Genomic DNA, 24,835 nt, shown 5'->3' with positions numbered 1-24,835 from the left:
TCAGACCGTGCGCAGGCGCGGCTTGAGCACGGCAATGCTTGCGCCGCGTCGGCTGGCTGTGCGGATTGCCGGAGCAGCCACGCCCGTCAGTTCGCCGAACGTCTCGATCGGAGCCGGTTTGCCGAGGTAATAGCCTTGCCCGATCTCGCAAGCCTCGGCGTCCAAGAACCTCAATTCACCCGGCGTCTCGATGCCCTCCGCAAGGACCGGTAGGCCGAGACCGCGTCCAAGCCCCAGCACGGCGCGGACGATCGCCGCGAACTGGGCGTTCTTGTCGACCGATTTGATGAACGAGCCGTCGATCTTGATCTTGTCGAAGGGAAAGGCGCTAAGGTTGGACAGCGAAGAGTAGCCGGTGCCAAAATCGTCCATCGCTACATGCACGCCAAGCGCCTTGACCTGCCTCAACGCCGCCAGTGCGCGGGGCATATCCTTCACCAGGGCTGTTTCGGTAATCTCCAGTTCCAGCCTGCCGGGTGCGAGGCCCGACCTCGCCAGTGCGTCATGCACCTTGCGGCTGAAGTTCGGATTGTGAAGCTGCACGGCGGAGACGTTGACGGCGACCATCAGCGGATTTGTCCAGCGAGCAGCATCGTTACAAGCCGTCGTCAGCACCCAGTCGCCGATCTGGGCGATCGCGCCACTGTCTTCGGCTACGGGGATGAAAACAGCCGGAGAAATGTCACCCCGCTCAGGGTGCTGCCACCGGACCAGGGCTTCGAAGCCGATCATCCTGCCGCCGCGGATTTCCTTCTGAGGCTGGTAGACGAGGTGGAACTCCTTGCGGGCGATGGCCTGGCGCAATTCATGCTCCATCACGCGCTTGTCGCGGGCCGCGGTGCCCATGGCTATCTCGAAAAACCGGTAAGTGTCCCTGCCTTCGGTTTTGGCGCGATGGAGTGCCGTGTCGGCGTGGCTGATCAGGCCGGCCTGGTCTTCGGCATCCAGCGGAAAGAAGGCGATGCCGATGCTGGCCGAGACGAGGCCGGAGCCGACCGAAACCCTGTTTTCCTCGCGGATCGCCGCCAGCAAGTCCTCGGCTATCCGGCCTGCGGCCAGGGGGTCGGGGAGGTTCGGAGCTATGATGGCAAATTCGTCGCCGCCGAGACGCGCGAGCATCTGTCCGTGGCGCGGAATGCCGGAAATGCAGTGCGCGAGCTTCTGCAGCATCGCGTCACCGGCGCTGTGGCCGTAGAGGTCGTTGACTTGCTTGAACCGGTCGAGGTCAAGCAGCAGGAGCGCCAGATATCCATCCTTGCCGCCACGATCCATCGAGGCGAATTCTGCTTCCAGCCGGGAAGAAAAGCTCCGCCGATTGGCAAGCCCGGTAAGCGGATCGAAATGCGCGAGGCGGAGAATCTCTTCTTCTGCCTTCTTGCGTTCACGGATGTCGCGAACGGCAAGCACCGTATGAGGCCTGCCGCAGTAGGTGATCTTCCTGGCGATCAGCTCGACAGGAACTCTCGCGCCGTCGCTGCCCCTTAATGTTGCTTCCTGCGCCTGTTCGCCGAAGCCGGATATATCGGCTGCGCTCTGTCCCTCGAAAAGCTCGCCGAGTTGCATCGTGTTCAGGGTGGCTGTCGCTGTTCCGGTCAGCTTCGCCATACTGTCATTGGCACTGACGATGCGGGTGCCATCGCAAACGATCAGACCTTCCACCGCCGCGTTGGCGAGATCGTGCATGCGATCGGCCTCGAGCTTCTGGCGGCGAAAGCGCAGGTCGATCCACAGCGCCGCACCTGACAGCACAAGGATTACAAGGCTGGCGACCGCTGCGGCAAAGGCCTGGGAAATGGGCTCGACGGAATGTTCGGATATTTCAATCGAGGAATCCGGAATGATCGACACCGCGGTCATCGCGATGAAATGCAAGCTGCAAATGGCCAGCGTCAAAAGCGCGGCGCCGCCGAGAGTCGCGAGTGCTGACGGGCGGCGCAAGACGACCAGGAGCGCCAGTGCCGCAAGGGTCACTCCGGCCAGAAGCGATATCGCGACAAGGAGCAGGTTCCATACGACCCGGCCTTCGACCTCGAAAGCGGCCATGCCGATGTAGTGCATCGTCGCGATGGCGCCGCCGAGAATGGCGCCACCGACGAGGAAATGGTCGATGCCGCGCCGCAAGGTGGCGACCCACATCCCAAGCGCGGTCAGGATGACGGCGGCGGCAAGCGAAAAGGCGGATAATCCCGGATTGTATGCGTTCGGTATTCCCGGCGTAAACGCGGTCATGGCGATGAAATGCGTCGCCCATATGCCGAACCCGGTCGAGGCCGCGGCGATCATCAGCCAGACAAGCCGGTTTCGCTCGGTCGATCGGCCGACATGCTTAAGGAGATTAACCGCAGAGAAACAAGAAATTCCACAGACGAGTGCGGCGAGCGCAACCAGTCTCAGGTCGTGCTGATTTACGATACAATTATAGACCGTCAGCATCCTGGTTCACTCGGTCAAAACTAACAGGGAGGTGTGACGGATTAGCTCTTGGAGATTTTAACGAATAGTTAACCCGTAGGCCATGAGGCGGGTCTTTTCGGGGGAAAACCGATGCCGCTGCGCCGAAAAAGGCGGTGATGTCGTTTCTGACGCCCGGTTTCGGTAGCGAGTGCACTTTAGGAAGGAATGGAGTTCATTGATCGGCAACAAAACCGTTGTCCGATTGTCATCAGCGCCACATATTGGCTTTGCGGAGGTGCCCCTTTCGCCAATGACAAACGGGAGATGAAACATGAAGTTCTTCGGCTTTGCGGCCGGTATCGCCGCCACCGTGACCCTGCTTTCCACCACCTCCGCCTTCGCCGTCACGCAGATCAGCTGGTGGCACGCCATGACCGGCGCCAACGCCGAGGTCGTCGCCAAGATCTCCAAGGATTTCAACGCCAGCCAGAGCGAATATGAGCTCGTTCCGGTGTTCAAGGGCACCTATCCGGAGACGCTGAATGCCGGCATCGCTGCCTTTCGTGCCGGGCAAGCGCCCGATATCCTCCAGGTGTTCGACGTCGGCACCGGCGTGATGATGGCGGCCGAGGGTGCGATAAAGCCGGTGGCCGATGTGATGACCGGCGCCGGGATGACTTTCGACAAGAGCCAGTATCTGCCCGGCATCGTCGGCTATTATTCCAAGCCGGACGGCACCATGCTGTCCTTCCCCTACAACTCCTCCTCGCCGATCCTCTACTACAACAAGGACATCTTCCAGAAGGCAGGCCTCGACGTGAACAATCCGCCCAAGACCTGGAACGAGGTTTGGGAAGCCGCCAAGAAGATCAAAACGAGCGGCGCCGCTTCTTGCGGCTATACCTCGACCTGGCTGACCTGGATCCATCTGGAGAATTTCGCGGCGTGGAATGACGTGCCTTGGGCCACCCAGCAGAATGGCCTGGCCGGCGGCGACGTCGAACTCAAGATCAATGCGCCGATTTTCGTCAACCACTTCCAGGCGCTCGCCGACCTGGCCAAGGACGGCACGTTCAAATATGGCGGACGCACCTCCGAAGCCAAGCAGATATTCCTCGCCGGCGAATGCGGCATCTTCACCGAATCGTCGGGCGGCCTCGGCGATATCGTCAAGTCCGGCATGAACTATGGCATCGGCCAGCTTCCCTACGACAGTGACGCCAAGGGTGCCCCGCAGAACACGACGCCGGGCGGTGCCAGCCTATGGGTGTTCGGCAACAAGTCGGACGAGGAATACAAGGGCGTTGCCGCCTTCTTTGCCTATCTGTCCAAGACCGATGTACAGGAATACCTGCACCAGAAGTCGGGATACCTGCCTGTGACGCTCGCCGCGTACGAGGCGACCAAGAAATCAGGCTTCTATGACAAGAACCCCGGCCGCGAGACACCCATCCTGCAGATGATCGGCAAGTCGCCGACCGACAATTCGAAGGGCGTGCGTCTGCCCAATCTGCCGCAGGTGCGTGATATCCAGAACGAGGAGCTGGAGAAGATGCTGGCCGGCCAGCAAACCGCCCAGCAGGCGCTCGACAATGCGGTCGCGCGCGGCAACGCCGCGATCAAGGAAGCCCTGGACAACTAACGAGATCGTCTCGGTCAGTCGGTTGGAATATCGCCCACGCGAGCGCGCGTGGGCGATGCCTGGATAGCGAGGGAAATCAGCCTGTCTCCACGCGTCGTCTTTCCCAACAAGATCCTGCCCTACCTGCTGGTGGCGCCACAGCTCGCCATAACCCTGGTTTTCTTCTACTGGCCGGCTGGTCAGGCGCTTTACCAGTCGATGCTCAGGCAAGACCCGTTCGGACTGAAGAGCAGGTTCGTCTGGTTTGCCAATTTCCGGAAGGTGCTGGCCGATCCGGCCTACCTCAACTCGATCAAGGTCACGGTGGTGTTCTCGCTTGCGACCGCGATCGTTGCCATGGTTGTGGCCCTGCTGCTCGCGGTCATGGCCGAGAAGGCCGTGCGCGGCAAAGGCCTCTACCGCACACTGTTGATATGGCCTTATGCCGTGGCGCCGGCGATCGCCGGCATGCTGTGGCTGTTTCTGTTCAACCCTTCGATAGGCTCGTTGGCCTATTTGCTGAGAAGCCTCGGCATCGCATGGGACCCACTGCTCAACGGCACCCACGCCATGATCCTGCTGGTGTCGGCGGCTGCCTGGAAGCAGATCAGCTACAATTTCCTGTTCTTCGTCGCCGGCCTGCAGGCGGTGCCGAAAACGCTGATCGAAGCGGCGGCCATGGACGGCGCCGGCGAAACCAAGCGCTTCTGGACCATCATCTTCCCGCTGCTTGCGCCGACAACGTTTTTCCTGCTGGTCGTCAACACCGTCTATGCCCTGTTCGACACGTTCGGCATCGTTCATGCCGTCACCGGCGGCGGGCCGGGCAAGACGACCGAGACGCTGGTCTACAAGGTCTACAATGACGGCTTCGTCAATCTGATCCTGGGCGACTCGGCGGCGCAGTCGGTCATCCTGATGGCCATCGTCATCGCGCTCACAGCGATCCAGTTCCGCTATGTGGAACGCAAAGTCCACTACGGCTGAGGGCAGCGATGATCGGCCAGTCCCCGCTCCGCACCTTCATCGCCCATGCCGTGCTCATCCTCGGCATATTGATCGTGGCTTTTCCGATCTACTACACCTTCGTGGCCTCGACGCACACGCTGCAAACGATCCTTAGGCCGCCGCTGCCGCTCTTGCCGGGCAGCCAGCTATGGAACAACTACAGCGAGGCGCTGTTCGGCGGCATCGGCCGTATCGGCGGGGTCAGCGTCGGCAGGCTGCTCCTCAACACCACGATCATGGCGCTCGGCGTTGCGGTCGGAAAGATCTTCATCTCGATCCTGTCGGCCTACGCGATCGTGTTCTTTCGCTTTCCGCTGCGCATGACCTTCTTCTGGCTGATCTTCATCACCTTGATGCTTCCAGTCGAGGTGCGCATCCTGCCGACCTACAAGGTGATGGTCGATCTCGGCATGATCGATACCTATGCCGGCCTGATCGTCCCGCTGATCGCCTCAGCCACTGCAACGCTGCTGTTTCGCCAGTTCTTCATGACCATACCGGGCGAATTGGTCGAGGCGGCGCGTGTCGACGGTGCCGGGCCATGGCGCTTCTTCTTTGATATCCTCCTGCCGCTGTCGCGGACAAACATCGCCGCGCTGTTCGTGATCCTCTTCATCTATGGCTGGACGCAGTATCTTTGGCCGCTGCTCGTCACCAACAGCAACGACATGAACACCATCGTCATCGCGCTGAGAAAGATGGTTTCCTTCGCCGATGCCGACACCCAATGGCACCTCGTGATGGTCACGGCAATGCTGGCCATCGTGCCGCCGATTCTCGTCGTGGTGATGATGCAACGCTGGTTCGTGCGTGGCCTGGTCGAATCCGAAAAGTGAGACTCTGATGGCGACCGTCGATCTGAAGGACGTGAAGAAGGTCTATCCCAGCGGCGTCGAAGCCGTGAAGGGCGTCTCAATCGCCATTCCTGACAAGGAGCTTTGCGTGCTGGTCGGCCCGTCAGGTTGCGGCAAGTCCACGCTGCTGAGGATGATCGCCGGGTTGGAGACCATTTCGGCCGGTACAGTCGCCATCGACGGCAAGGTGGTCAACGCCATCGGCCCGACCGAGCGCGACATCGCCATGGTGTTCCAGAATTACGCGCTCTACCCACATATGAAGGTCTATGACAACATGGCCTATGGCCTGCGCAACCGCGGCACGCCGAAGGACGAGATCGACAGCAGGGTACGCTCGACGGCCAAGGTGCTGGAGCTTTCGGCGCTGCTCGACCGGCGCCCGCGCGAGCTTTCAGGCGGTCAGCGCCAGCGCGTCGCCATGGGTCGCGCCATCGTGCGCAACCCGAAGGTCTTCCTGTTCGACGAACCACTGTCCAACCTCGATGCGAAATTGCGCGGGCAGATGCGCATCGAGATCAAGAATCTGCAGCGCTCGCTTGGCGTCACCTCGGTTTATGTCACGCACGACCAGCTTGAGGCGATGACGCTGGCCGACATCCTCGTCGTCATGAACGCCGGACTGGTCGAGCAGACCGGCGCTCCGCTTGATGTGTACGAGAAACCGGCTTCGACCTTCGTCGCTTCGTTCATAGGCGCACCGCCGATGAATCTGCTGGCGCTCACAGGGGCCTCCCCAAGCTCGGTATTGGCCGACGGTACGGTGATTGGCTTGGCGCCTCGACAGGGCAAGGTGGTGACACTAGGCTTTCGTCCAGAGGACGCCGATATCACCTTCGCGGCAGAGGCGCCGGCCGGCGCGCTCGCGCTGCCGGCGACAGTGGAAGCGGTCGAACCGGTCGGTGCCGAAAGCTTCCTCCATTGCGTGGCAGCCGGCAGCCGTATCGTGGTGCGCGTCTCAGGCCGCGCCAGCGCCAAGCCAGGCGACCGATTGCGCGTCGTGGCCAGGTCCGAAAAGCTGCATTGGTTCGATCAAGCGGGCAAACGGGTCGATTGAAATCGGCCTTGCGCAAAACCGTTCAGGCAAACACATGCGCCTTGCCCGACACGGTCAGCCGCACGATCTCGCCGACCGCCGGCGCGTCCATGCCCGGCTTGCGCAGGATCAATGGCGTGTTGCCGATGGCGGCCGCGTCGGGCGGATCGGGACTGTTCAAGAGACGCACGGCGATGGTGCAAATCGAGCCGGCGAATTCGGATTCCGTGACCTCCCCGAACAGCATGTCCGGCGTGCCCGACATGCCTTCACGCGAGGTTCGTTTCAGCAGCACCTGCTCGGGCCGCAGCATGATGCGGGCGATGTCGCGCCGCTCGGTGCTGTCGACGGCGATCCGGCCGAGCGGCGAGGTAGCGAAGCCATCGGCGATCCTGGCCGGCAAGACGATGGCGTCGCCGAGGAACTCGGCAATCATCCTGTCCTTCGGCCTGAAATAGAGCTCGCGCGGCGTGCCGATCTGCGAGAATTTGCCGTCGCGCATCACTGCGACCTGGCTGGCGAATGACAGCGCCTCGGCCTGATCATGGGTGACCAGGATGGTGGTGATGCCGGCGGTTTCAAGGAGCTCGGCCACGGCCTTGCGCATCGAGGCGCGCAGGCCGGTGTCGAGCGCCGAGAACGGCTCGTCGAGCAGCATCAGCCGCGGCTTCATGGCCATGGCGCGGGCGAGCGCGACGCGCTGCTGCTGGCCGCCGGAGAGTTCGTGCGGACGGCGCTTCAGGATACCTTTGTCCAGCCCGACGACATAGGCGAGCTCGGCGATGCGCTCGCCCCGCTTTTCCTCGTGACGCCCCATGCCGAAGCCGATATTGGCGGCGATGCTCAGATGCGGGAACAGAGCGCCGTCCTGCGCCACCAGCCCGATGCCGCGGCGATGCGCCGGCACGGCCGTGTCGCCATCGGCCAGCACCTCGCCATCGAGCACGATGCGGCCCTGGTCCGGCGCCTCGAAGCCGGCGATCAGCCGCAGCAACGTGGTCTTGCCGCAACCGGATGGCCCGACAATTGCCGTACGGCTGCCGCTGGCCACGCTGAGGTCGACGCCGGCAAGTGCTGCGACGGGGCCGTAGTGCTTGTGGATGCCGCTCAGCTCGAGAAAGCTCATCGCCCGGCCATCCGCTTCGACTGGACGTAGAGCAGCCAGGTCAAAGGCAGCGACATCGCCACCATGATCAGGGCATAAGGCGCCGCCGACGCATAGTCGATCTCGCCGCTATAGGACCAGAACGCCATGGCCAGCGTGCGGGTGCCGTTGGGCGCCAGCATCTGGGTTGCGGTCAATTCGTTCATGATACCAAGGGCAACCAACGCCATGCCGGCTGCGGCGCCCGGCGCCGACAGGCGGATGGTCGTCGACCACAGCGCCTTGAGCGGCGACCGGCCGAGGCTGGAGGCGGCGCGTTCGAGCTCGACTGGCGCCTGTGCGATCGACGCCCTGAGGCTAATCAGGGCACGCGGCAGGAACATCAGCGCATATGCGACCAGGATGGTGAACAGGGTCTGGTAGAGCGGCATGGCGATACGCACGGCGATGGTGACCAGCGCCAGGGCGATGACAACGCCGGGCAACGCGCCGACGATATAGTTGCAGCCCTCCAGGACGCGTTGCAGCCGCCCCGGCGCGCGGATAGAAATCCACGCCATTGGCATTGCCGCGACGGTGGCGAGCAGCGCCCCGGCAATCGCCAGGAACAGCGTTTGGCCAAGCGCCAGGCCGATCTCGTCGAGCCGCCAGACATCGGCGCCGCCGGCCATGAGCCAGCGGCCGATGGTGGCGAACGGCACGCCGAGCGCCAGTAGCGTGGTAACGGCGGGCATAAGCAGGCAAGGAATGGTGGCGCGCCCAAGGCTCGTGCGCTGCTGCTGGCGCGCAGCACCCGAACCGACGCGGGCATAGCGCTCTTCGCCGCGCACCAGCACCTCCAGCCCGAGCAGCACAAGGCAGCAGGTCACCAGCACGCCGGCCAGCATGTTGGCGGCGGGACCGTTGAAGGTCGACTGAAACTGGTCGACGATCGCGGTGGTGAAGGTGTCGAAGCGGATGAAAACGTAAAGGCCGTATTCGGCCAGGAGGTGCAGGCCGACCAGCAGCGAGCCGCCGCAAATGGCGAGTCGGAGCTGCGGCAGCACGACACGCCGAAACACGCGCCATGGGCCAAGCCCGAGGGCCGCTGCTGCATCTTCGAGAGCGGGATCGAGCCGGCGCAAAGCTGCCGCTATCGGCAGATAGAGGAACGGGAAATAAGCGATGACGGATACAAGCACGCCGGCCCACAGGCCGTGCAGTCTGGGCGCCATGGTGATCCAGGCGTAACTGTGGACGAAGGCGGGAATGGCGAGCGGCGCCACCGACAACCAGGCCCATAGGCGGGCCCCCGGCAGATCGCTGCGCTCGGTCAGCCAGGCCAGCGCCACCGACAGCACGATCGAAATCGGCACGGTCAGCACCACCAGCAGACTGGTGTTGACCAGAAGTTCCCCGACGCGCGGCCTGAACACCAGCGCCGCCACGGTTTCCCAGCCAGTCTGCACCGCCACCCAGACGATGAAGGCAAGTGGCAGCAGCGCGAAAAGCGAAACAAAGACGGCAGCCAGTGCAATCCATGAGACCGACCAACGACGTGCCCGCACGGCCGTCGTATCGGCTGGCAAGCCTGAAGGTGCAAGATCGATCGCCGACTGCATCAGATCAGACGTTGTGCCGTTTCCGCCCGAAGGCGGAAACAATCGTCGGCGAATGCGGCGAGCAGCTTGTGGTCATGGACAAATGCCATCTTGAAAACAGAGCGCTCCCGCGGAAAGCGAATTCCCACAGGAGCGCAGTCGGTTGCCCTTTTAGGACGAACGCCCGCTAAAGCAAGCCGGCCGCCGTCATCAGGTCGGTCACCTTCTTCGAGTTCAGCGTCGTCGGGTCGACTTTCGGCGCCTGCAGATCGGCCAGCGGCACCAGCTTCGGATTGGACTCAGCGCCCTTGCCGACTGCGTATTCGAACGAATCGCCTGTCTTCAGTACGTCCTGGCCGCCCTTGCCGGTGACCCATTTCAGGAAAGCCTGCGCTTCCTTCGGGTGCTTGCTCGAGGCCAGCACGCCACCGCCGGAAACTGAGACGAAAGCGCCGGGATCCTGGTGCTTGAAATAGTGCAGCTCGACGTTCTTGCTGTTCTCGCCGGTCTTGGCCTGATCGCCGTAATAGTAATAGTGATAGATCACGCCGCCTTCGACCTCGCCGGCATTGACCGCCTTCATCACCGTGCTGTTGCCCTTATAGGCGGTAAAATTCTCCTTCATCGCCTTTAGCCATTCGGCCGTCGCTGCCTCACCCTTGAGCTGCAGAAACGCGCTGACGATCGCCTGGAAATCGGCGCCGGAGGGCGATGCGGCCCAACGGCCCTTCCAGCTCGGATCGGCGAGATCGAGAAGCGATTTGGGCAGCTGGTCGGCGGCCAGCTTGGTCTTGTTGTAGGCAAAGACCGTGCTGCGCGCGGCGACGCCGACCCATTTGCCGCTCGCCGGCTGGTACTCCTGCGGAACCTGGGCCAGCGTCTCGGTGTCGACCGGTGCGAACAGGCCGGCCGCCTCGACTAATGCCATGGCCGGCGAATTCTCCGTCAGGAATACATCGGCGGGCGAAGCGGTGCCTTCCGCAACGATCTGATTGGAGAAATCGCTGTCGCCGCCATTGCGGACGGTAACCTTGATGCCGGTTTCCTTGGTGAATCCCTCCGCCCAGGCTTTGGTCAGGTTTTCGTGCTGGGCGTTGTAGACGACGATGCCCTCGTCCTCTGCTATTGCCGGGCCGGCGATCAGGCTGATTGCAAGTGCTGTCGCACCGGCAAGGGCGGAAAGAGCATATTTCATGGCGTCGTCCTCGATTTCGATGGTCGTTGGCTTGGCACGCTGCACCTAGCAATACATGACTAGCGCAGTCAACATTGCTGGCCCGCTCAATTGCTCAAAAGGCCAAACTTTCGTGATGCTCAGCTAATTTGCCTTGGACATTATTTCGCCGGCCCCGTAACAAATCAGCGCCGAGACGCGAATATCGGGGAGTGAACTCTTGTGAGCGGCAAGGACGAAGCCGAGCTTTCACGGCTGCTGCGGGCCGCGATCGCTGGAGACGAAAGGGCCTATGCCGACTTTCTGCACCGGATCGCCGCGCTCGTTCGTGGCTTTGCCCGGCGCAAGATCGTGCAGGGTGGGGTGGATCCCGAGGATGTCGTGCAGGAAACCTTGCTGGCCATTCATGTGAAACGACACACCTGGCGCCATAATGCGCCGGTGCTGCCTTGGGTCTATGCAATAGCCCGCTTCAAGCTGATCGACGCGTTCCGGCGGCGCGGCCGGCGGATCGAGGTCGGGATCGACGAAATCGCCGAGACCTTTGCCGAGCCGGAAGCGGAGACGGTGAGCGAGCGCGACGTCAACCGGGCGCTCGACAGCCTGTCGCCGGCACAGCGTTCCGTCGTCTCGGCCGTATCGGTCGAAGGCCGGTCAATCAGCGAGACGGCGGCCAAATTCGGCATCAGCGAGACGGCTGTGCGGGTGTCACTGCACCGCGGGCTTGCCGCCATTGCCAAACGGTTCGGGGCGGGACGGGAATAAAAATGAGGACCGAAGATCTCATCAAGGCGCTCGACGCCGATGCCAGCAGCGAGGCGCTGCCGCTGGGCACCGCCTGGTGGCTTGCCGCCGGTGCGGCCATGGTGATCGCGGCCGCGGTTTTCTGGCTGACGATCGGCCCGCGCCTCGACATTGCGATCGCCATGCACACGATGCGGTTCCTGTCCAAATTCGTCTTCACGATCGCTCTTTCGGCCAGCGCCTTTGCCCTGGTGCATGCGCTGTCGACGCCCGGTGCATCGACCCGCCGGGCGGCAAGCTGGATGATCGCCGCCCCGCTGCTGGTGATTGTGGCCGTGATTCTCGAACTCTTCGCCGTGCCTGCGGCCGACTGGGGCACACGCCTGGTCGGGACGAACATGGTCATCTGCCTGACCTTCATTCCGTTGATCGGGATCGGCCCGCTTGCCGTCTTTCTCGCGGTCCTGCGCCATGGCGCGCCGACAAGGCCGGTGCTTGCCGGTGCGGCCGCGGGCCTGCTTGCCGGCGGGCTGGCGGCGACCTTCTATGCGGCGCATTGCTTCGACGATTCGCCGCTTTTCGTCGGCACCTGGTATACGATCGCGGTCGCCATCCTTGCCGTGCTCGGGGCGCTCGGCGGACGACTTTTTGTGCGCTGGTAGCGATAAGAATCAGCGTGTCGGAACGGGATGCTCGCCGCGATAGTCGTAAAAGCCGCGCCCGGTCTTGCGTCCGAGCCAGCCGGCCTCGACATATTTGACCAGCAGCGGGCAGGGGCGGTATTTCGAATCCGACAGTCCGTCATGCAGCACCTGCATGATCGACAGGCAGGTATCGAGCCCGATGAAATCGGCAAGCTGCAGCGGCCCCATCGGATGGTTGGCGCCGAGCTTCATGGCGGTATCGATGGCGTCGACCGAGCCGACACCTTCATAGAGCGTGTAGATCGCCTCGTTAATCATCGGCAGCAGGATGCGGTTGACGATGAACGCCGGGAAATCCTCCGAGACGGTGATCGTCTTGTCGAGCTGCTTCACATAGGTTTTTGCCGCCTCGAAGGTCTGGTCCTCGGTGGCGATGCCGCGCACCAGCTCGACCAGCTTCATCACCGGAACCGGATTCATGAAATGTATGCCGATGAAGCGTTCCGGCCGGTCGGTCTGCGAAGCCAGCCGCGTGATCGAGATCGATGATGTATTCGTCGCCAGGATGGCCTCGGGGTTGAGCTGCGGGCAGAGCTGGGCATAAATCTTGCGCTTGACCGTTTCGTCCTCGGTCGCTGCTTCGATCACCAGATCGGCGCCCGCAAGATCGGCCATGGCCGGCGCCGCCGAAATGCGCGCCATCGCCTCATTGCGCAGCGTTTCCTCGAGTTTGCCGGAGCCGACCTGACGGGCCATGTTGCCGCTGATCGTAGCGATGCCCTTTTCGATGCGGTCGGGCGAAATATCGTAAACCAGCACCTTATAGCCCGCCAGCGCCGACACATGGGCGATGCCGCCACCCATCTGGCCCGCGCCGATGATGCCGATCGTCTCGATCTTGCTCATTACCCGATCCCGTCGAGGCCTTTGCGGCCCGTTTTTTGTGCAGTGCAAACTAAAAGGGCGGGGCGACTTCGTCTACCCCACCCCTCGGAATTTAATACGCTTTGGCAGAAGGCGTCAAAGCGCCTTTTGCAGTTCCGGCAGAATGACGAAGAGATCGCCCACGAGACCGTAGTCGGCGACCTGGAAGATCGGCGCCTCCTCGTCCTTGTTGATGGCAACGATCACCTTCGAATCCTTCATGCCGGCAAGGTGCTGGATGGCACCGGAGATGCCGACGGCAATATAAAGGTCGGGCGCTACAACCTTGCCAGTCTGGCCGACCTGCCAGTCGTTCGGCGCATAGCCGGCATCGACGGCGGCGCGAGATGCGCCAACCGCCGCACCGAGCTTGTCGGCGACCGGCAGGATGACCTCCTGGAACTTCTCGGAGGAGCCCAGTGCACGGCCACCCGAGATGATGATCTTGGCCGAGGTCAGCTCTGGACGGTCGGTCTCGGAGAGCTTGTTCTCGACAAAGCTCGACAGGCCGGGATTGGCCGCCGCCTGAACCGTCTCGACCGGCGCGGAACCACCCTCGGGTGCTGCCTGGAAGGAAGCGGTGCGCACCGTGATGACCTTCTTGGCGTCACTCGACTGCACCGTCTGGATGGCGTTGCCGGCATAGATCGGCCGCTTGAAGGTGTCGGGCGACAAGACTTCGATGATTTCCGATATCTGGGCGACATCGAGCAGCGCCGCCACGCGGGGCGCGACGTTCTTGCCCGACGAGGTCGCCGGCGCGATGATTGTCTCGTATGGCTCAGCAAGCGAAACGACGAGCGCCGCCAGCGGTTCGGCGAGACGCTCGGTCAGTTCGTCAGCGTCGGCGAGCAGCACCTTAGTAACGCCCTTGAGCTTGGCGGCTGTGTCAGCTGCCGGCTTGGCATCTTTGCCGGCAACCAGCACATGCACGTCCGAACCGATCTGCAGCGCCGCCGAAAGCGCCTTGGCGGTCTGGTCGGAAAGCGCCGCGTTGTCGTGTTCGGCAATCAGAAGAATAGCCATGATGTTTTCCTGACTTTCGTCTTCGAGGCTCCTGAAATCCGGTCAGGCTGAGTCGAAAACGGTTGGTTTCGAGAACCGGAGCGGAGCGTACTTCAGTACGTGAGCACCGGAAGCGGAGAAACCGGCCGTTTGCCGGCCGGCCTCATCGGATTTCCTTAGAGCACGCCGGCTTCGTTCTTCAGCTTGTCTACCAGTTCGGCGACGCTCTTGACCTTGACGCCCGCCTTGCGGCCGCCCGGCTCCTCGGTCTTGATCACTTTAAGCCGCGGCTTGACGTCGGCGCCGTAGTCGGCAGGGCTCTTCTCGTCGAGCGGCTTCTTCTTGGCCTTCATGATGTTGGGCAGCGACGCGTAGCGTGGCTGGTTCAGCCGCAAATCCGCCGTGATGATTGCCGGCATCTTCAGTTCCAGCGTCTGCAGGCCGCCATCGACCTCGCGCGTCACCGTGGCCCTTTCACCGTCGAGCACGATCTTGGAGGCGAAGGTGCCCTGCGCCCAGCCGAGAAGTGCGGCCAGCATCTGGCCGGTCTGGTTGGAATCGTCGTCGATCGCCTGCTTGCCGAGAATGACAAGGCCGGGCTGTTCTGCCTCGACGACGCCCTTCAGCACCTTGGCGACGCCCAGCGGCTCAGTCTGCTCGTCGGTCTTGACCAGGATGGCGCGGTCGGCGCCCATGGCGAGTGCGGTGCGCAAGGTCTCCTGTGCCTGCTGCGGCCCGATCGACACCACGAGGATCTCTTCGGCCTTGCCAGCTTCCTTCAGCCGGATCGCCTCTTCCACCGCGATCTCGTCGAACGGGTTCATCGCCATCTTGACGTTGGCGAGTTCCACCGCCGAACCGTCCGCCTTCACCCGGACCTTGACGTTCGCGTCCACAACCCGCTTCACGGGCACAAGGATCTTCATTTGCCTGTCACCTCTTTCACGATAGTCTCTCACGCTCGTCGGACGCGCTATAGCAGCGTGCACCTCTTCAGAGTTGTCGAAAGCCGACATTCCGGACGGAATTCTGGTCTTCGCCACGCCAGTAGGGTGGCGCTTCCGTAGTTGCGGCGACCCCGCGCGTCAATATCCGGGCGCACTCGGATCCTCGGCGAAGCACTCAAATCAGTTCAGTCCGGACCGGAAACGCTTCCTCGGCCCCAGCGCGGCGCCTGCTGCGCAGGTTGTGGTTCGCTTGGCGCCGGCTCTACGGCAACGGGCACATGGCCGGCGACCACCACAGTCTCTTCATCCGCAGCGGCGAGCAGCGGCACGCCGCGGCTGCGCAAGACAAGCACCAGCACGGCTCCGGCGATGATGCCGCCGATATGGCAAGCCCAGGAGACCTGATCCTCGCCTCCCTGGGCAAACATGAAGATCTGGAACAGGATCCACAGGATGAGCGGGATGAAGGCGGGGATACGCAACGGGATGCGGGCGAAGACCAGCACCCATACCTTTACGCGGGGATAAAGGATCAGATAGGCGGCGACCACACCGGCGATGGCGCCCGACGCACCGATCAGCGGCACTTGCGAATCCCAGGCCACCAGACCCTGGAAGAAAGCGCCGGCAATGGCGCAAAGCAGGTAGAAGATGAGGTAGCGGATGTGGCCGAGTGCATCCTCGACATTGTCGCCGAATACCCACAGGAACAGCATGTTGCCGCCGAGGTGGAAGATATCCGCGTGCAGGAAGGAATAGGTCAGGTAGCTCAGGCTCTCGGGAATGACGACGAATTGCGGAGCGAGCTCGACGCTGTCATGCACGACCGACGGGATGAAGCCGAGGCCCAGCACCGCGGCGTTGGAGAAGTCCTCACCGCCAAGCGTGGTGACAAGGTAGATCAACACATTGAGCGCGATCAGGCCGATGGTCACATATTGCAGCTTGATGTGCCGCAGCCTGTTGGTGTCGTAAAGCGGGATGAACATCGGGTCCCCAGCTCGGCGGATTTCAGCGGTTCTTGCCAGGAACCCATAGCACGTCGGCGTTTCCGTTGTCATTGACCGCGCGCGCGGCAACGAACAGGAAGTCCGAGACGCGGTTGATGTACCTTATTGCCTCGCGGTTGACGGGCTCGTTTGGGTCTTGCGACAGCGCCACCATGATGCGCTCGGCGCGGCGCGCGACCGTACGGGCGAGGTGAAGGGCGGCGGCGGCCGGCGTGCCGCCATTGAGCACGAAGGATTTGAGCGGCTGCAGATTTTTGTTGAGGAGGTCGATGTCCCGTTCGACGCGGTCGGTCTGCGAGGCGACGATGCGCAGCGGCTCGTAGTCCAGCGGCTTGCCATTATCGGGGACTGCCAGATCGGCGCCGAGATCGAAAAGATCGTTCTGGATGCGGCCGAGCATCGCATCGATCGCCGGATTTACTGCCGCTGTATGGATGCGGGCCATGCCGATGCAGGCATTGGCCTCGTCGACCGTGCCGTAGGCGTCGATGCGAAGGTCGGATTTCAGTCGCCGCTCGCCGGAGCCGAGACCGGTGGTGCCGTCGTCGCCAGTGCGGGTGTAGATCTTGTTGAGCTTGACCACGGGGTACCTCCCGGCTGGTGCCGCGTCACTTACGGGTGAAATACACCGCCAGCATGATCAGCACCAAGGCCACGAACTGCAAGAGCACGCGCGTCTGCATCAGCTTGTTGGAGGTCATGCTGGAGCCGCCGCGCATCATGTTGATGAGGCCGCGGATCAGCACGATCACCACTGCAACCATGACAAGAATGGCGAGGATGTTGAAGACGGTTGCCATGGTGTGTTCCAGTTGAATTGCGTTCAGGCGCGTTTGGCGAGCAGACGGTAGAGTGCAGATGCCGGCAGGATGCGTTTAAGGATCGCGCCGATCCTGGCCGGCACTGTTACCACATAATGCGGGCGCGGGCGCCGCGACAGAAGCGCATGGTGCAAGGCGGCATAAACCACCTCCGGCCCGGGCTTGAGCCGCGATGTGCTGCCGCCGGCCCGCAGGCGTTTGAGTTGCGCCGCATAGGCGAGGCGATGAACGGAATTCTCGTGATCGATATTCGCCAGGAACCATGCGAGGCTGTTGCTGGCGATCTTCGATTTTACCGGCCCCGGCTCGATCAGCGAAACATGGATGCCGCTACCCCGGAGTTCTTGATAGAGGGACAGCATCAGCCCTTCGATAGCGTGCTTCGATGCCGAGTAGGCGCCGCGAAAAGGCACCGGCGCGAGGCCGAGGATCGATGAGCAATGAACGAGACGACCATGACCCTGGCCGCGCATCACCGGTACGACGCGGCGAGTGAGATCATGCCAGCCAAAGACATTGGCCTCGAACTGCTGCCGCAAAGCCTCGACCGGCAGGTCCTCGACGGCGCCGGGCTGTCCGTACGCGCCATTGTTGAAGAGCGCATCGAGCCGGCCGCCGGTCCGTTCCAGCACCGACGTCACCAGCGCCTCGATCGATCCGGGTTCGGTGTAGTCCAGATAGAAGGCCTCAATGCCGTCGGCCTCAAGCGCTGCGATATCCTCGGGCTTTCGGGCCGTTGCGAACACCCGCCAGCCGTCCTTCTTAAGAGCATGGGCGCAATAGGCGCCTATACCGGAAGAGGCACCTGTGACAATGATGGTGCGCAACTCTTTTCCGGGAGGAATGGTGGTTTGACCTAGGGTTGTCATTTGCTGCAAACCCTTCCCATATTCGCGGCGTCCGGACAATCGAAGGGAACGCGGTTCTTGTTGCGGAAGATCGTAGCCCTTAAACGCGTGCTCTACGACGCGCTCGGCCATTTCAACACCGACGACGGCTGGGCAATGGCCAGCCATCTGGCGATCACCGCGCTGATGGCGCTTTTTCCTTTCCTGATCTTCGCTACGACGCTGGCGAGTTTTTTCGGCGCGCAGGCCTTCGCCGACACCGCCGTGCACCTTGTGTTCGACACATGGCCCGAGCAGATCGCCAAACCGATCGCACGCGAAGTGCTCAACGTGCTTACCGTTAGGCGCAGCGACCTGTTGACGTACGGTATCGTGCTTGCCGGATACTTCGCCTCGAACGGCATCGAGGCGCTGCGCACCTCGCTCAACCGCGCCTATCGTGTCTCGGAAACGCGCGGCATCATCTACCGGCGGGTGCAGAGCATCATCTTCGTGCTGATCGCGACGGCCGGGTTTTTGGCGATCAGCGTGCTGCTGGTCTTCGCGCCGTTGCTGGCACGGCTGGCCGAGTCGCATGTCGAATGGATAAAGCCCTACATGGGCACGATCACGCTGTGGCGTTACGTCATCGCCTCGGTCGTCATCATCGGCGGCCTGTTCGCCGTGCATTTCTGGTTGCCGGCCGGCAAGCGCCGCTTCGTCTCCATCGTGCCGGGCATCATCTTCACGCTGATCGGCTGGCTTATCGGGTCGACCATCTTCGCCGCCTATCTCGATCATTTCTCGTCCTATGTGACGACCTATGCCGGCCTCGCCTCGATCATGATCGCCGTCGTATTCCTCTATATCGTCTCGGCGATCTTCATCCTCGGTGGCGAGCTCAACGCCGCGATCAGCCGCTATTTAGAGGCGCGTGCGAGAGTCGGCTGAGTTAAGCATGATCTTTTCCGAAAACCGGTTCCCACTTTTTGGGATCATGCTTTTGGCGGCTGAGCGGTCGCCAGCCCGACGCCGAGCGTCGCGATTGCCATGCCGGCGATCTGGAGCGGGCTCAACTGCTCACCGAACAATGCCCAGGCGATGACCGCGGTGACGGCCGGCACGAGGTAAAACAGCGAGGCGACCTTCGACATCTCGCCGTCGCGGATCATCACCATCAACAGGAATATGGCGCCGATCGACAGCACCAGCACAAGCCAGGCCATGGCGAACATCAGTTCGCCGTTGACGATGACCGTTCGGGTCTCGAAGGCGAGCGAGGCCAGAGCCATCACCGATGCGCCGCCGACATATTGCCAGAACGTGGCAGCCACCAGATCGCCGCCGGAGGCGAAACGCTTCTGCCAGATCGTGCCCGCACTCATGCCGAGTACGGAGACCAGCGAGGCGCCCAGTGTTTCGGCCGTCACCCCGCCGCCGAGCGCGCCGAGCTTCGGCCAGAGCACGATTACCACGCCGATCAACCCGAGGCCGAGACCGGCCCAGTGGCGCGGCAGGATGGCCTCGCCCAGAAGCCGGCCGGCGAGCACTGCCGTGATCAGCGGCTGCAGGCCGACGATCAGGGCTGAAAGCCCAGCGGGCATGCCCCGGTGGATGGCCCAGAACACGCCGCCGAGATAGACCCCATGCATCAGGATGCCGGCGCCGGTCGCGTGCAGCGCCTCGTCGCGGGTGGCGCGGCTCGAACCAAGTGCGGCCATCAAAGCGACAAGCAGGATTGCGGCCAGGACAAAGCGCGCGGCCAGGAAAGTAAAGGGCTCCGCCCACGGCATGGCATAGCGCGCGCCGATGAAGCCGGTCGCCCACAGGACGACGAAAGAGGCGGGGATGAACCGCTTGAGGCTGTGCATTTTCAGGAGGCCGCGGTGAATTCGGGTGAGGGATCGACTGCGGCGACTGCTTAATGCCGTTCGGGCCGGCAAGCAAAACCAAACGGTTGATCCATAGAGTCATTTGAATTGAAGGAGCGCCGTTGATGGCCGTCAGCTCGCCGGTCTAGCTAGAGACCGACCAGCCGCCTAATATCGTCGGGCGAGGCGCCCGCCGCACGCTGGGCGGCAAGGCTGGTATCGCCAAGACTCTTCGACAGTTTTCGTCCGTCCGGGCCGAGGATCAGGCGATGGTGAAAATAGGCCGGCTGCGGCAGGCCAAGCAGCTGCTGAAGCAGCCGCTGCACGCTGGTCGCGGAATAAAGATCCTGGCCGCGCACGACATGGCTGACGCCCTGCAGCGCGTCATCCACGGTGACGGCGAGGTGATAGCTGGTCGGGATTTCGCGGCGCGCCACGACCACATCGCCCCAATCCTGCGGATGGGCTTCGACGCGACGCGCCGCGGAGAGCGTCTCGTCCGTGTATTCGGCCCACGACAGGTCCTTGCCGGCGCGCTCTATTGCCGCATCGACGTTCAACCGCCAGGCAAATGGCACATTTTCGGCGATGCGCCGTTTGCGTTCGCTCGGCGGCAGTGCCTTGTCGGCGGCGGGATAGAGCGGCACGCCGTCCGGGTCGCGCGGCCAGTCGCGGCCGCGCTTTTCGCTGTCGGCGATGAAGGCGCGGATCTCACTTCTGCTCATGAAGGCCGGATAGACAAGCTCCGCTTCGATCAGCCGCTCGAGCATCGCCCGATATTCGGCAAAATGCTCGGACTGGCGGCGCACCGGTTCCTCCCAGCCAAGCCCCAGCCATTTCAGGTCGCGAAAAATGCCTGCCTCGAATTCCGGCGTGCAGCGCGTCGTGTCGATGTCCTCGATGCGCAGCAGCAGGCGTCCGCCCGCCGCCTTTGCCAATTTCTGATTGAGCAGCGCCGAATAGGCATGGCCGAGATGCAGTTCGCCGTTCGGGCTCGGCGCGAAGCGGAATGTCAGCAGTGTCATTGTCCGGCGGGCAATCGGGTTGTGCGGCGCTTTCGCCAATTGCTACTTTGCGCCGGCGGCGTCGTGCGTCCAGAGGGACACGTGACGAAACGTGCGGCACTTTTGATTTTGGAACAAGCAGACATGCAACGCATCGCCAGCCTCGACGACATTGCGCAAGGGCTGGATAGGCTATGCTTGCTCGACCCACGCCTGGAAAAAGTACGCGGCATGGCTGGCGAGGTGCCGCTCAGGCTGTCGGAGCCGGGGTTCAGGAGCCTTGCTTCCATCGTCGTTTCGCAACAAGTGTCCCGCGCGAGCGCCGATGCCATCTTCGGCCGCCTGACGGAACTGCTCGATCCGCTGACGCCGCAGGCGATCCTTGCCGCCGATGAGGCGATCTTTCGCAAGGCGGGACTGTCGCGGCCCAAGCAGCGCGGCCTGATTGCTGTCGCACAGGCGGTGGCCGACGGGCTCGACCTCGATCACCTCTGCCAGCTCGATGCAAGCGAGGCTATCGCGGCCATGACCAGAGTGCCGGGCATCGGCCCGTGGACGGCTGAAGTCTACCTTTTGTTTGCCGCCGGACACCCGGATATCTTTCCGGCGCGCGACGTCGCTTTGCAGAGCGCGGTCGGCCATGCGCTCGGCATCGACCCGCGTCCGCCGGAGAAAATGCTGATCCGGCTTGCCGAATCATGGAGCCCGTGGCGCGGTGTCGCATCGCGGCTTTTCTGGGCTTATTATCGCGAATTGAAGGGCAGGGATGCCGCGCCTCCGGCCTGAATCCTCAAAAAAGCATTGAAATCATGCGTTTTTGAGACCGGGCATGATCGACAATCCGCTTCACATCCCTGTCATGTCGGGCTTACAGTATCCGCGTCGACCGGTTCTAGGGTGAAGGAGGTCAACGACGTGACGGTTGCCGTATCTCCGGATGGGCTTCCAGCGCTGGTGCTGAATGCGGATTACCGTCCGCTCAGCTATTACCCCCTGTCGCTCTGGTCCTGGCAGGATGCCATCAAGGCGGTGTTCCTCGAGAGGGTGAATATCGTCGCCGAATACGAACACGCCGTCTCTTCGCCGACCTTTTCGATGAAGCTGCCGAGCGTCGTCAGCCTGAAGGCTTACGTGAAGCCGTCGAGGCATCCGGCGTTTACCCGTTTCAACGTCTTCCTGCGCGACCGTTTCCAGTGCCAATATTGCGGCACGCCGGACGATCTGACGTTCGACCATGTCATTCCGCGCCATCGCGGCGGCGCCACGACGTGGGAGAATGTCGTCGCTGCCTGCTCGCCCTGCAATCTGAGGAAGGGCGGCATGATGCCGGCCCACGCCAAGATGTGGCCGCTGCAGAAGCCCTACCAGCCGACGGTGCATGATTTGCATAATAACGGCCGGCTGTTCCCGCCCAACCATCTGCACCAAAGCTGGATGGATTATCTGTACTGGGATGTCGAACTCGAACCATAGAGTTCGGCAGAAATCCGCCATGCCGGTCGGCTGACGCAGCTTTCTGCGCTTCCGGCCTTCGCCGGCCGAAGCATTCATGAGCGGTCGTGGCGTGGTAGTTAAGGCTACGGCCGGCGTAGGCCGGTGCTCACGTAGTTTAGCACGCTCCGCTCCGGTTCTCGAAAACTACGTCATGCACTCCGGCCTGACGAATTTCTGAACGAATTCTGCGTTGTGCCACTCAGTCGCGGGCAAAGGCGCCGCGGAACGCGACTGCGGCGAGGACAAAGCTGGCGATGGCATTCCAGCCCGCCAGCGACAGCCCGAGGATGCGAACCGCCGCCTTGTCGCAGGAAGGCGGGACGAATTTGTCGAGCGCGTCGAGCACGCCCTTGCCGCCGGTGTCCACCGGCCCGGCGGCTGCGGTGCAATCGGTCGGGCCCGGCCACCACCCCCATTCGACGCCGGAGTGATAAACGCCGAGATAGACGCCGTAGAGCATCAGCAGGCCGCCAATGGCTAGCAGGCCACGGCTTACCCAGGCTGGCGCCCGAAGCGCCGACGCAAGCACCGCCAGCAGCATTAAGGGCACGCCGACATAATAAGGGGTGCGCTGCTCGAGGCAGAGCTTGCAGGGGATGTAGCCGCCGAGATATTGGAAGGCCAGCGCCGAGCCGACCGTGGCGGTCATGGCGACGGCGAGAAACAGGGCGGTGCGCAGCCGCTGGCGTCCGGTATCGGCATTCACGGTCGCTGTCATCGGGCTCCAGTCCGTTCGGTTCGATGCCGTTCAGACGGCGTATTTGACGACGATATAGAGCAAAATCAGGGCAGCGGCGCCGGCGCCCGCAATCTGGCCAAGGCGCTTTTCGATGAAGTGGCGGATCGGCTCGCCATAGCGGCGCAACAGCCACGCGAGAAACAGGAAGCGAGCACCGCGCGCCGCGATTGCCAGCACGATGAACAGCAGCAAAGGAACACCGATGACGCCCGACAGGATCGTCACAACCTTGATCGGCGGCAGATGGGCGAGGCCGGAGGTGACCAGCATCAGGATGATGAAGCCGACACCCGATGAGACGCGCATCGCTTCGAACTCGTCATATTTGCCATAAAATTCGAGGATCGGCCGCGCCACCGCATCATAGGCATAATGGCCGATGAACCAGCCGGCGATGCCGCCCAGCACCGAGGCGACGGTGGCGACCAGCGCGTAACGATAGGCGCGATCCGGCCGCGACAGCGCCATCGGCAGATAGAGGACGTCGGCCGGCACCAGGAACACCGAACTCTCGACGAAGGCGATGAAGGCCAGCCACCATTCGGCGGATTTGCTCGCCGCCAGCGACAAGGTCCAGTCGTAAAGTCCGCGAAGCATCGGCACTCCTAATGCACGCCCAAACCAGAAGCGGTCTTGGGATCACGACATGTACAAACAAGACTTGGAAGCGCCCCGCATCAACCTCGTCGGACAAGGTGCGCTTCAATGACATGCGCCGCCTGTCTAGAAAGATTTTCCGCGCTGCACAATGGCAGCTGCTTCACGAAATCGAAAGGCTGAGGCTTGAGCGAGCCCGGATGTCGGGATTTGGCCAGTTGACGAACAGGCCTCCAACCGTATAGTCCGCGCCCATCCAGGCCGCTCGGCCTGAGCCCCTATGGCGGAATTGGTAGACGCGCTCGACTCAAAATCGAGTTCCGCAAGGAGTGCTGGTTCGATCCCGGCTAGGGGCACCACCCACCTGAGAAACCGCGAGCTCGGCTGGCGTTATCCCAGGAGCCCTCCTCCTGGGATAACCGCTATTGAGGCCGCGGCCGGCCCCTCCGACAGCCTCAGCGGTAACGAGGTCGCTTACATCGGCCCCGGCACCATCTTGGTCGGCTGCTCCGGCATCGGAAACGCATAATTGTCGCATTTCACGTCCGGGTTCGTCGGACTGAACATTCCGAGCGGGTTCTCCTTGAACAGCCAGGCGTGAAGGTCGTAGTGGTGGAACTCCTTCGGGATGAGCGGATAATGCCCCTCCATAGGCCCCATGAATGTCTGGCCGAAAAGCTTCGGCGGCTCCTTGGTGTCCGGCGTCAAGGGCACGAGCCATTCCACGCCGACCAGGCGCAACTCGTTACCGACCGGCTCATAGATCAGCACATTGGGGCGCGTCGGATCTGCGGTCGGGCCGACAGTCGTGACATTGACGAAATGGATGCCCATTGCGCCCTTCGGGTAGTCCATCGCCCCTTCCACCTTTTCGCCGTTGTAGAAGACGCATCCAACCGTCGACAGATAAAGTTCGCGAACGGCAACCTTGTAATCTTCATATCTGGACAGCGATTTACGCAGGGCATCTATCTCGGCCTTGTCGGGTTCGGCGGCCCGAGGCGCGGCGGCGCTCAGACACGCGCCAACGAGACCTGCCAATGTGAGGATACCGAGATGCCTGAGGTGAGTTGGTTTCGTCATGCATTCCTCCCAGTTTTTTCTTCTGGCCGTGCAGGACCGAGGCGGCAATGATGCTGGACGCGCGGCCGAAATTGATCGCCTCATCCCTGTTGGGACTGCGTTGATGCTAGTCCCTTCCGGTGATTGGGAGAATTAACCCTGACGACCTAGGCCCAAGCCGGCCCAGCGCATGGCGCGGGAAGAACCCAGACGGACAGAAACCAGAACAGGTTGGGCCTCGGCGTTAGTTTGCTGGACATTGATTTGGCCGCAGCCCGGAAGCAGCATTGCCTATGCCTCGAATGGATATCCGGAACGCCCGCTTCGCTATATTAGCGCACGCTAATGATGTATGATTGCCGCAAATGTCACTG

Annotated in this window: 25 protein-coding genes and 1 tRNA gene; 10 read left to right on the top strand and 16 right to left on the bottom strand. The window is 62.5% G+C overall.

Annotated features, from left to right (window positions below; all coding sequences use genetic code 11):
* Entirely contained in the window at positions 1-2,433 is a 2,433-nt protein-coding gene (locus NKH17_RS05625; protein WP_352899358.1) for a bifunctional diguanylate cyclase/phosphodiesterase, read from the bottom strand.
* 292 nt (positions 2,434-2,725) lie between these two features.
* Between NKH17_RS05625 and ugpB the strand changes: the two genes are divergently transcribed.
* The 4 genes from ugpB (at position 2,726) to ugpC (ending at position 6,934) form a co-directional block, all read left to right on the top strand.
* Positions 2,726-4,036, top strand: a complete 1,311-nt coding sequence (ugpB, locus tag NKH17_RS05620; protein ID WP_352476282.1) for a sn-glycerol-3-phosphate ABC transporter substrate-binding protein UgpB — start codon at positions 2,726-2,728, stop codon at positions 4,034-4,036.
* A gap of 81 nt (positions 4,037-4,117) precedes the next feature.
* The gene (gene ugpA / locus NKH17_RS05615) at positions 4,118-5,002 is read left to right on the top strand and encodes a sn-glycerol-3-phosphate ABC transporter permease UgpA (RefSeq protein WP_352476439.1); all 885 of its coding nucleotides are present in this window, start codon (positions 4,118-4,120) and stop codon (positions 5,000-5,002) included.
* Positions 5,003-5,010: 8 nt separating this feature from the next.
* Entirely contained in the window at positions 5,011-5,859 is an 849-nt protein-coding gene (ugpE, locus tag NKH17_RS05610) for a sn-glycerol-3-phosphate ABC transporter permease UgpE (RefSeq protein WP_352476283.1), read from the top strand.
* Between the two features lie 7 nt (positions 5,860-5,866).
* On the top strand, positions 5,867-6,934 hold the full coding sequence (gene ugpC / locus NKH17_RS05605) for a sn-glycerol-3-phosphate ABC transporter ATP-binding protein UgpC (RefSeq protein ID WP_352476284.1): 1,068 nt from the start codon (positions 5,867-5,869) through the stop codon (positions 6,932-6,934).
* Positions 6,935-6,956: 22 nt separating this feature from the next.
* Here ugpC and NKH17_RS05600 read toward each other — a convergent pair whose 3' ends face one another.
* The 3 genes from NKH17_RS05600 to NKH17_RS05590 all read right to left on the bottom strand — a co-directional run bounded on the left by NKH17_RS05600 (position 6,957) and on the right by NKH17_RS05590 (position 10,793).
* Positions 6,957-8,039 carry an ABC transporter ATP-binding protein gene (locus NKH17_RS05600; RefSeq protein ID WP_352899350.1) on the bottom strand — a complete coding sequence of 361 codons (1,083 nt, stop codon included), beginning with the start codon at positions 8,037-8,039 and terminating at the stop codon, positions 6,957-6,959.
* Positions 8,036-9,619, bottom strand: a complete 1,584-nt coding sequence (locus tag NKH17_RS05595; RefSeq protein WP_352899347.1) for an ABC transporter permease — start codon at positions 9,617-9,619, stop codon at positions 8,036-8,038. Before NKH17_RS05595 ends, NKH17_RS05600 begins: the two co-directional genes overlap by 4 nt.
* Before the next feature lie 166 nt (positions 9,620-9,785).
* The gene (locus tag NKH17_RS05590; protein WP_352505108.1) at positions 9,786-10,793 is read right to left on the bottom strand and encodes an iron ABC transporter substrate-binding protein; all 1,008 of its coding nucleotides are present in this window, start codon (positions 10,791-10,793) and stop codon (positions 9,786-9,788) included.
* Positions 10,794-10,994: 201 nt separating this feature from the next.
* Here NKH17_RS05590 and NKH17_RS05585 point away from each other — a divergent pair, with 201 nt between their 5' ends.
* Together NKH17_RS05585 and NKH17_RS05580 are read left to right on the top strand one after the other, a co-directional pair.
* Complete coding sequence (locus NKH17_RS05585; protein ID WP_352899344.1) at positions 10,995-11,537, top strand: sigma-70 family RNA polymerase sigma factor; 543 nt, start codon at positions 10,995-10,997, stop codon at positions 11,535-11,537.
* A 2-nt stretch (positions 11,538-11,539) separates the two neighbouring features.
* On the top strand, positions 11,540-12,178 hold the full coding sequence (locus NKH17_RS05580; RefSeq protein WP_352899341.1) for an NrsF family protein: 639 nt from the start codon (positions 11,540-11,542) through the stop codon (positions 12,176-12,178).
* Positions 12,179-12,187: 9 nt separating this feature from the next.
* Here the strand turns inward: NKH17_RS05580 and NKH17_RS05575 are convergent, their stop codons facing one another.
* The 7 genes from NKH17_RS05575 to NKH17_RS05545 form a co-directional block, all read right to left on the bottom strand.
* A complete protein-coding gene (locus tag NKH17_RS05575) occupies positions 12,188-13,066 on the bottom strand; it encodes a 3-hydroxybutyryl-CoA dehydrogenase (protein WP_352476291.1) in 879 nt (292 codons plus the stop codon).
* A 114-nt stretch (positions 13,067-13,180) separates the two neighbouring features.
* Positions 13,181-14,110: an electron transfer flavoprotein subunit alpha/FixB family protein gene (locus NKH17_RS05570; RefSeq protein WP_352899338.1), complete on the bottom strand. Its 930-nt coding sequence runs from the start codon at positions 14,108-14,110 to the stop codon at positions 13,181-13,183.
* Between the two features lie 155 nt (positions 14,111-14,265).
* Positions 14,266-15,015 (bottom strand): electron transfer flavoprotein subunit beta/FixA family protein, encoded by a 750-nt coding sequence (locus NKH17_RS05565; protein ID WP_352899336.1) that lies wholly within the window; start codon positions 15,013-15,015, stop codon positions 14,266-14,268.
* 206 nt (positions 15,016-15,221) lie between these two features.
* Positions 15,222-16,025 (bottom strand): rhomboid family intramembrane serine protease, encoded by an 804-nt coding sequence (locus tag NKH17_RS05560; RefSeq protein WP_352899333.1) that lies wholly within the window; start codon positions 16,023-16,025, stop codon positions 15,222-15,224.
* Positions 16,026-16,047: 22 nt separating this feature from the next.
* Complete coding sequence (locus tag NKH17_RS05555; protein ID WP_352899330.1) at positions 16,048-16,629, bottom strand: cob(I)yrinic acid a,c-diamide adenosyltransferase; 582 nt, start codon at positions 16,627-16,629, stop codon at positions 16,048-16,050.
* A 25-nt stretch (positions 16,630-16,654) separates the two neighbouring features.
* Complete coding sequence (locus NKH17_RS05550) at positions 16,655-16,846, bottom strand: twin transmembrane helix small protein (protein ID WP_352899328.1); 192 nt, start codon at positions 16,844-16,846, stop codon at positions 16,655-16,657.
* 23 nt (positions 16,847-16,869) lie between these two features.
* Entirely contained in the window at positions 16,870-17,736 is an 867-nt protein-coding gene (locus NKH17_RS05545) for an SDR family oxidoreductase (protein ID WP_352899326.1), read from the bottom strand.
* Between the two features lie 57 nt (positions 17,737-17,793).
* Between NKH17_RS05545 and NKH17_RS05540 the strand changes: the two genes are divergently transcribed.
* Complete coding sequence (locus NKH17_RS05540; protein WP_352899323.1) at positions 17,794-18,645, top strand: YihY/virulence factor BrkB family protein; 852 nt, start codon at positions 17,794-17,796, stop codon at positions 18,643-18,645.
* Between the two features lie 44 nt (positions 18,646-18,689).
* Here NKH17_RS05540 and NKH17_RS05535 read toward each other — a convergent pair whose 3' ends face one another.
* Both NKH17_RS05535 and gluQRS read right to left on the bottom strand, forming a co-directional pair.
* On the bottom strand, positions 18,690-19,565 hold the full coding sequence (locus NKH17_RS05535) for a DMT family transporter (protein ID WP_352899320.1): 876 nt from the start codon (positions 19,563-19,565) through the stop codon (positions 18,690-18,692).
* Between the two features lie 149 nt (positions 19,566-19,714).
* Positions 19,715-20,590, bottom strand: coding sequence for a tRNA glutamyl-Q(34) synthetase GluQRS (gene gluQRS / locus NKH17_RS05530; protein ID WP_352899318.1), 876 nt, complete (start codon positions 20,588-20,590; stop codon positions 19,715-19,717).
* Between the two features lie 123 nt (positions 20,591-20,713).
* Between gluQRS and NKH17_RS05525 the strand changes: the two genes are divergently transcribed.
* Together NKH17_RS05525 and NKH17_RS05520 are read left to right on the top strand one after the other, a co-directional pair.
* Positions 20,714-21,355 carry a DNA-3-methyladenine glycosylase family protein gene (locus tag NKH17_RS05525; protein ID WP_352899316.1) on the top strand — a complete coding sequence of 214 codons (642 nt, stop codon included), beginning with the start codon at positions 20,714-20,716 and terminating at the stop codon, positions 21,353-21,355.
* A 129-nt stretch (positions 21,356-21,484) separates the two neighbouring features.
* Complete coding sequence (locus tag NKH17_RS05520) at positions 21,485-22,042, top strand: HNH endonuclease (RefSeq protein WP_254816681.1); 558 nt, start codon at positions 21,485-21,487, stop codon at positions 22,040-22,042.
* Positions 22,043-22,262: 220 nt separating this feature from the next.
* Here the strand turns inward: NKH17_RS05520 and NKH17_RS05515 are convergent, their stop codons facing one another.
* Both NKH17_RS05515 and NKH17_RS05510 read right to left on the bottom strand, forming a co-directional pair.
* Entirely contained in the window at positions 22,263-22,781 is a 519-nt protein-coding gene (locus tag NKH17_RS05515; RefSeq protein WP_352899314.1) for a disulfide bond formation protein B, read from the bottom strand.
* A 30-nt stretch (positions 22,782-22,811) separates the two neighbouring features.
* On the bottom strand, positions 22,812-23,399 hold the full coding sequence (locus tag NKH17_RS05510; protein WP_352649333.1) for a YqaA family protein: 588 nt from the start codon (positions 23,397-23,399) through the stop codon (positions 22,812-22,814).
* A 274-nt stretch (positions 23,400-23,673) separates the two neighbouring features.
* Here NKH17_RS05510 and NKH17_RS05505 point away from each other — a divergent pair.
* Positions 23,674-23,758: transfer RNA gene (locus NKH17_RS05505), tRNA-Leu, on the top strand.
* A 115-nt stretch (positions 23,759-23,873) separates the two neighbouring features.
* On the opposite strand, the gene NKH17_RS05500 is transcribed toward NKH17_RS05505, so the two are convergent.
* Positions 23,874-24,482 (bottom strand): hypothetical protein, encoded by a 609-nt coding sequence (locus NKH17_RS05500; RefSeq protein ID WP_352649334.1) that lies wholly within the window; start codon positions 24,480-24,482, stop codon positions 23,874-23,876.
* Positions 24,483-24,835: the final 353 nt, after the last annotated feature.

The organism is Mesorhizobium sp. M1334 (assembly GCF_040317995.1).
Classification (GTDB): domain Bacteria; phylum Pseudomonadota; class Alphaproteobacteria; order Rhizobiales; family Rhizobiaceae; genus Mesorhizobium.
The sequence above is the reverse complement of the archived record's forward strand: the minus strand, read 5'-3'. Positions and strand labels throughout refer to the sequence as shown.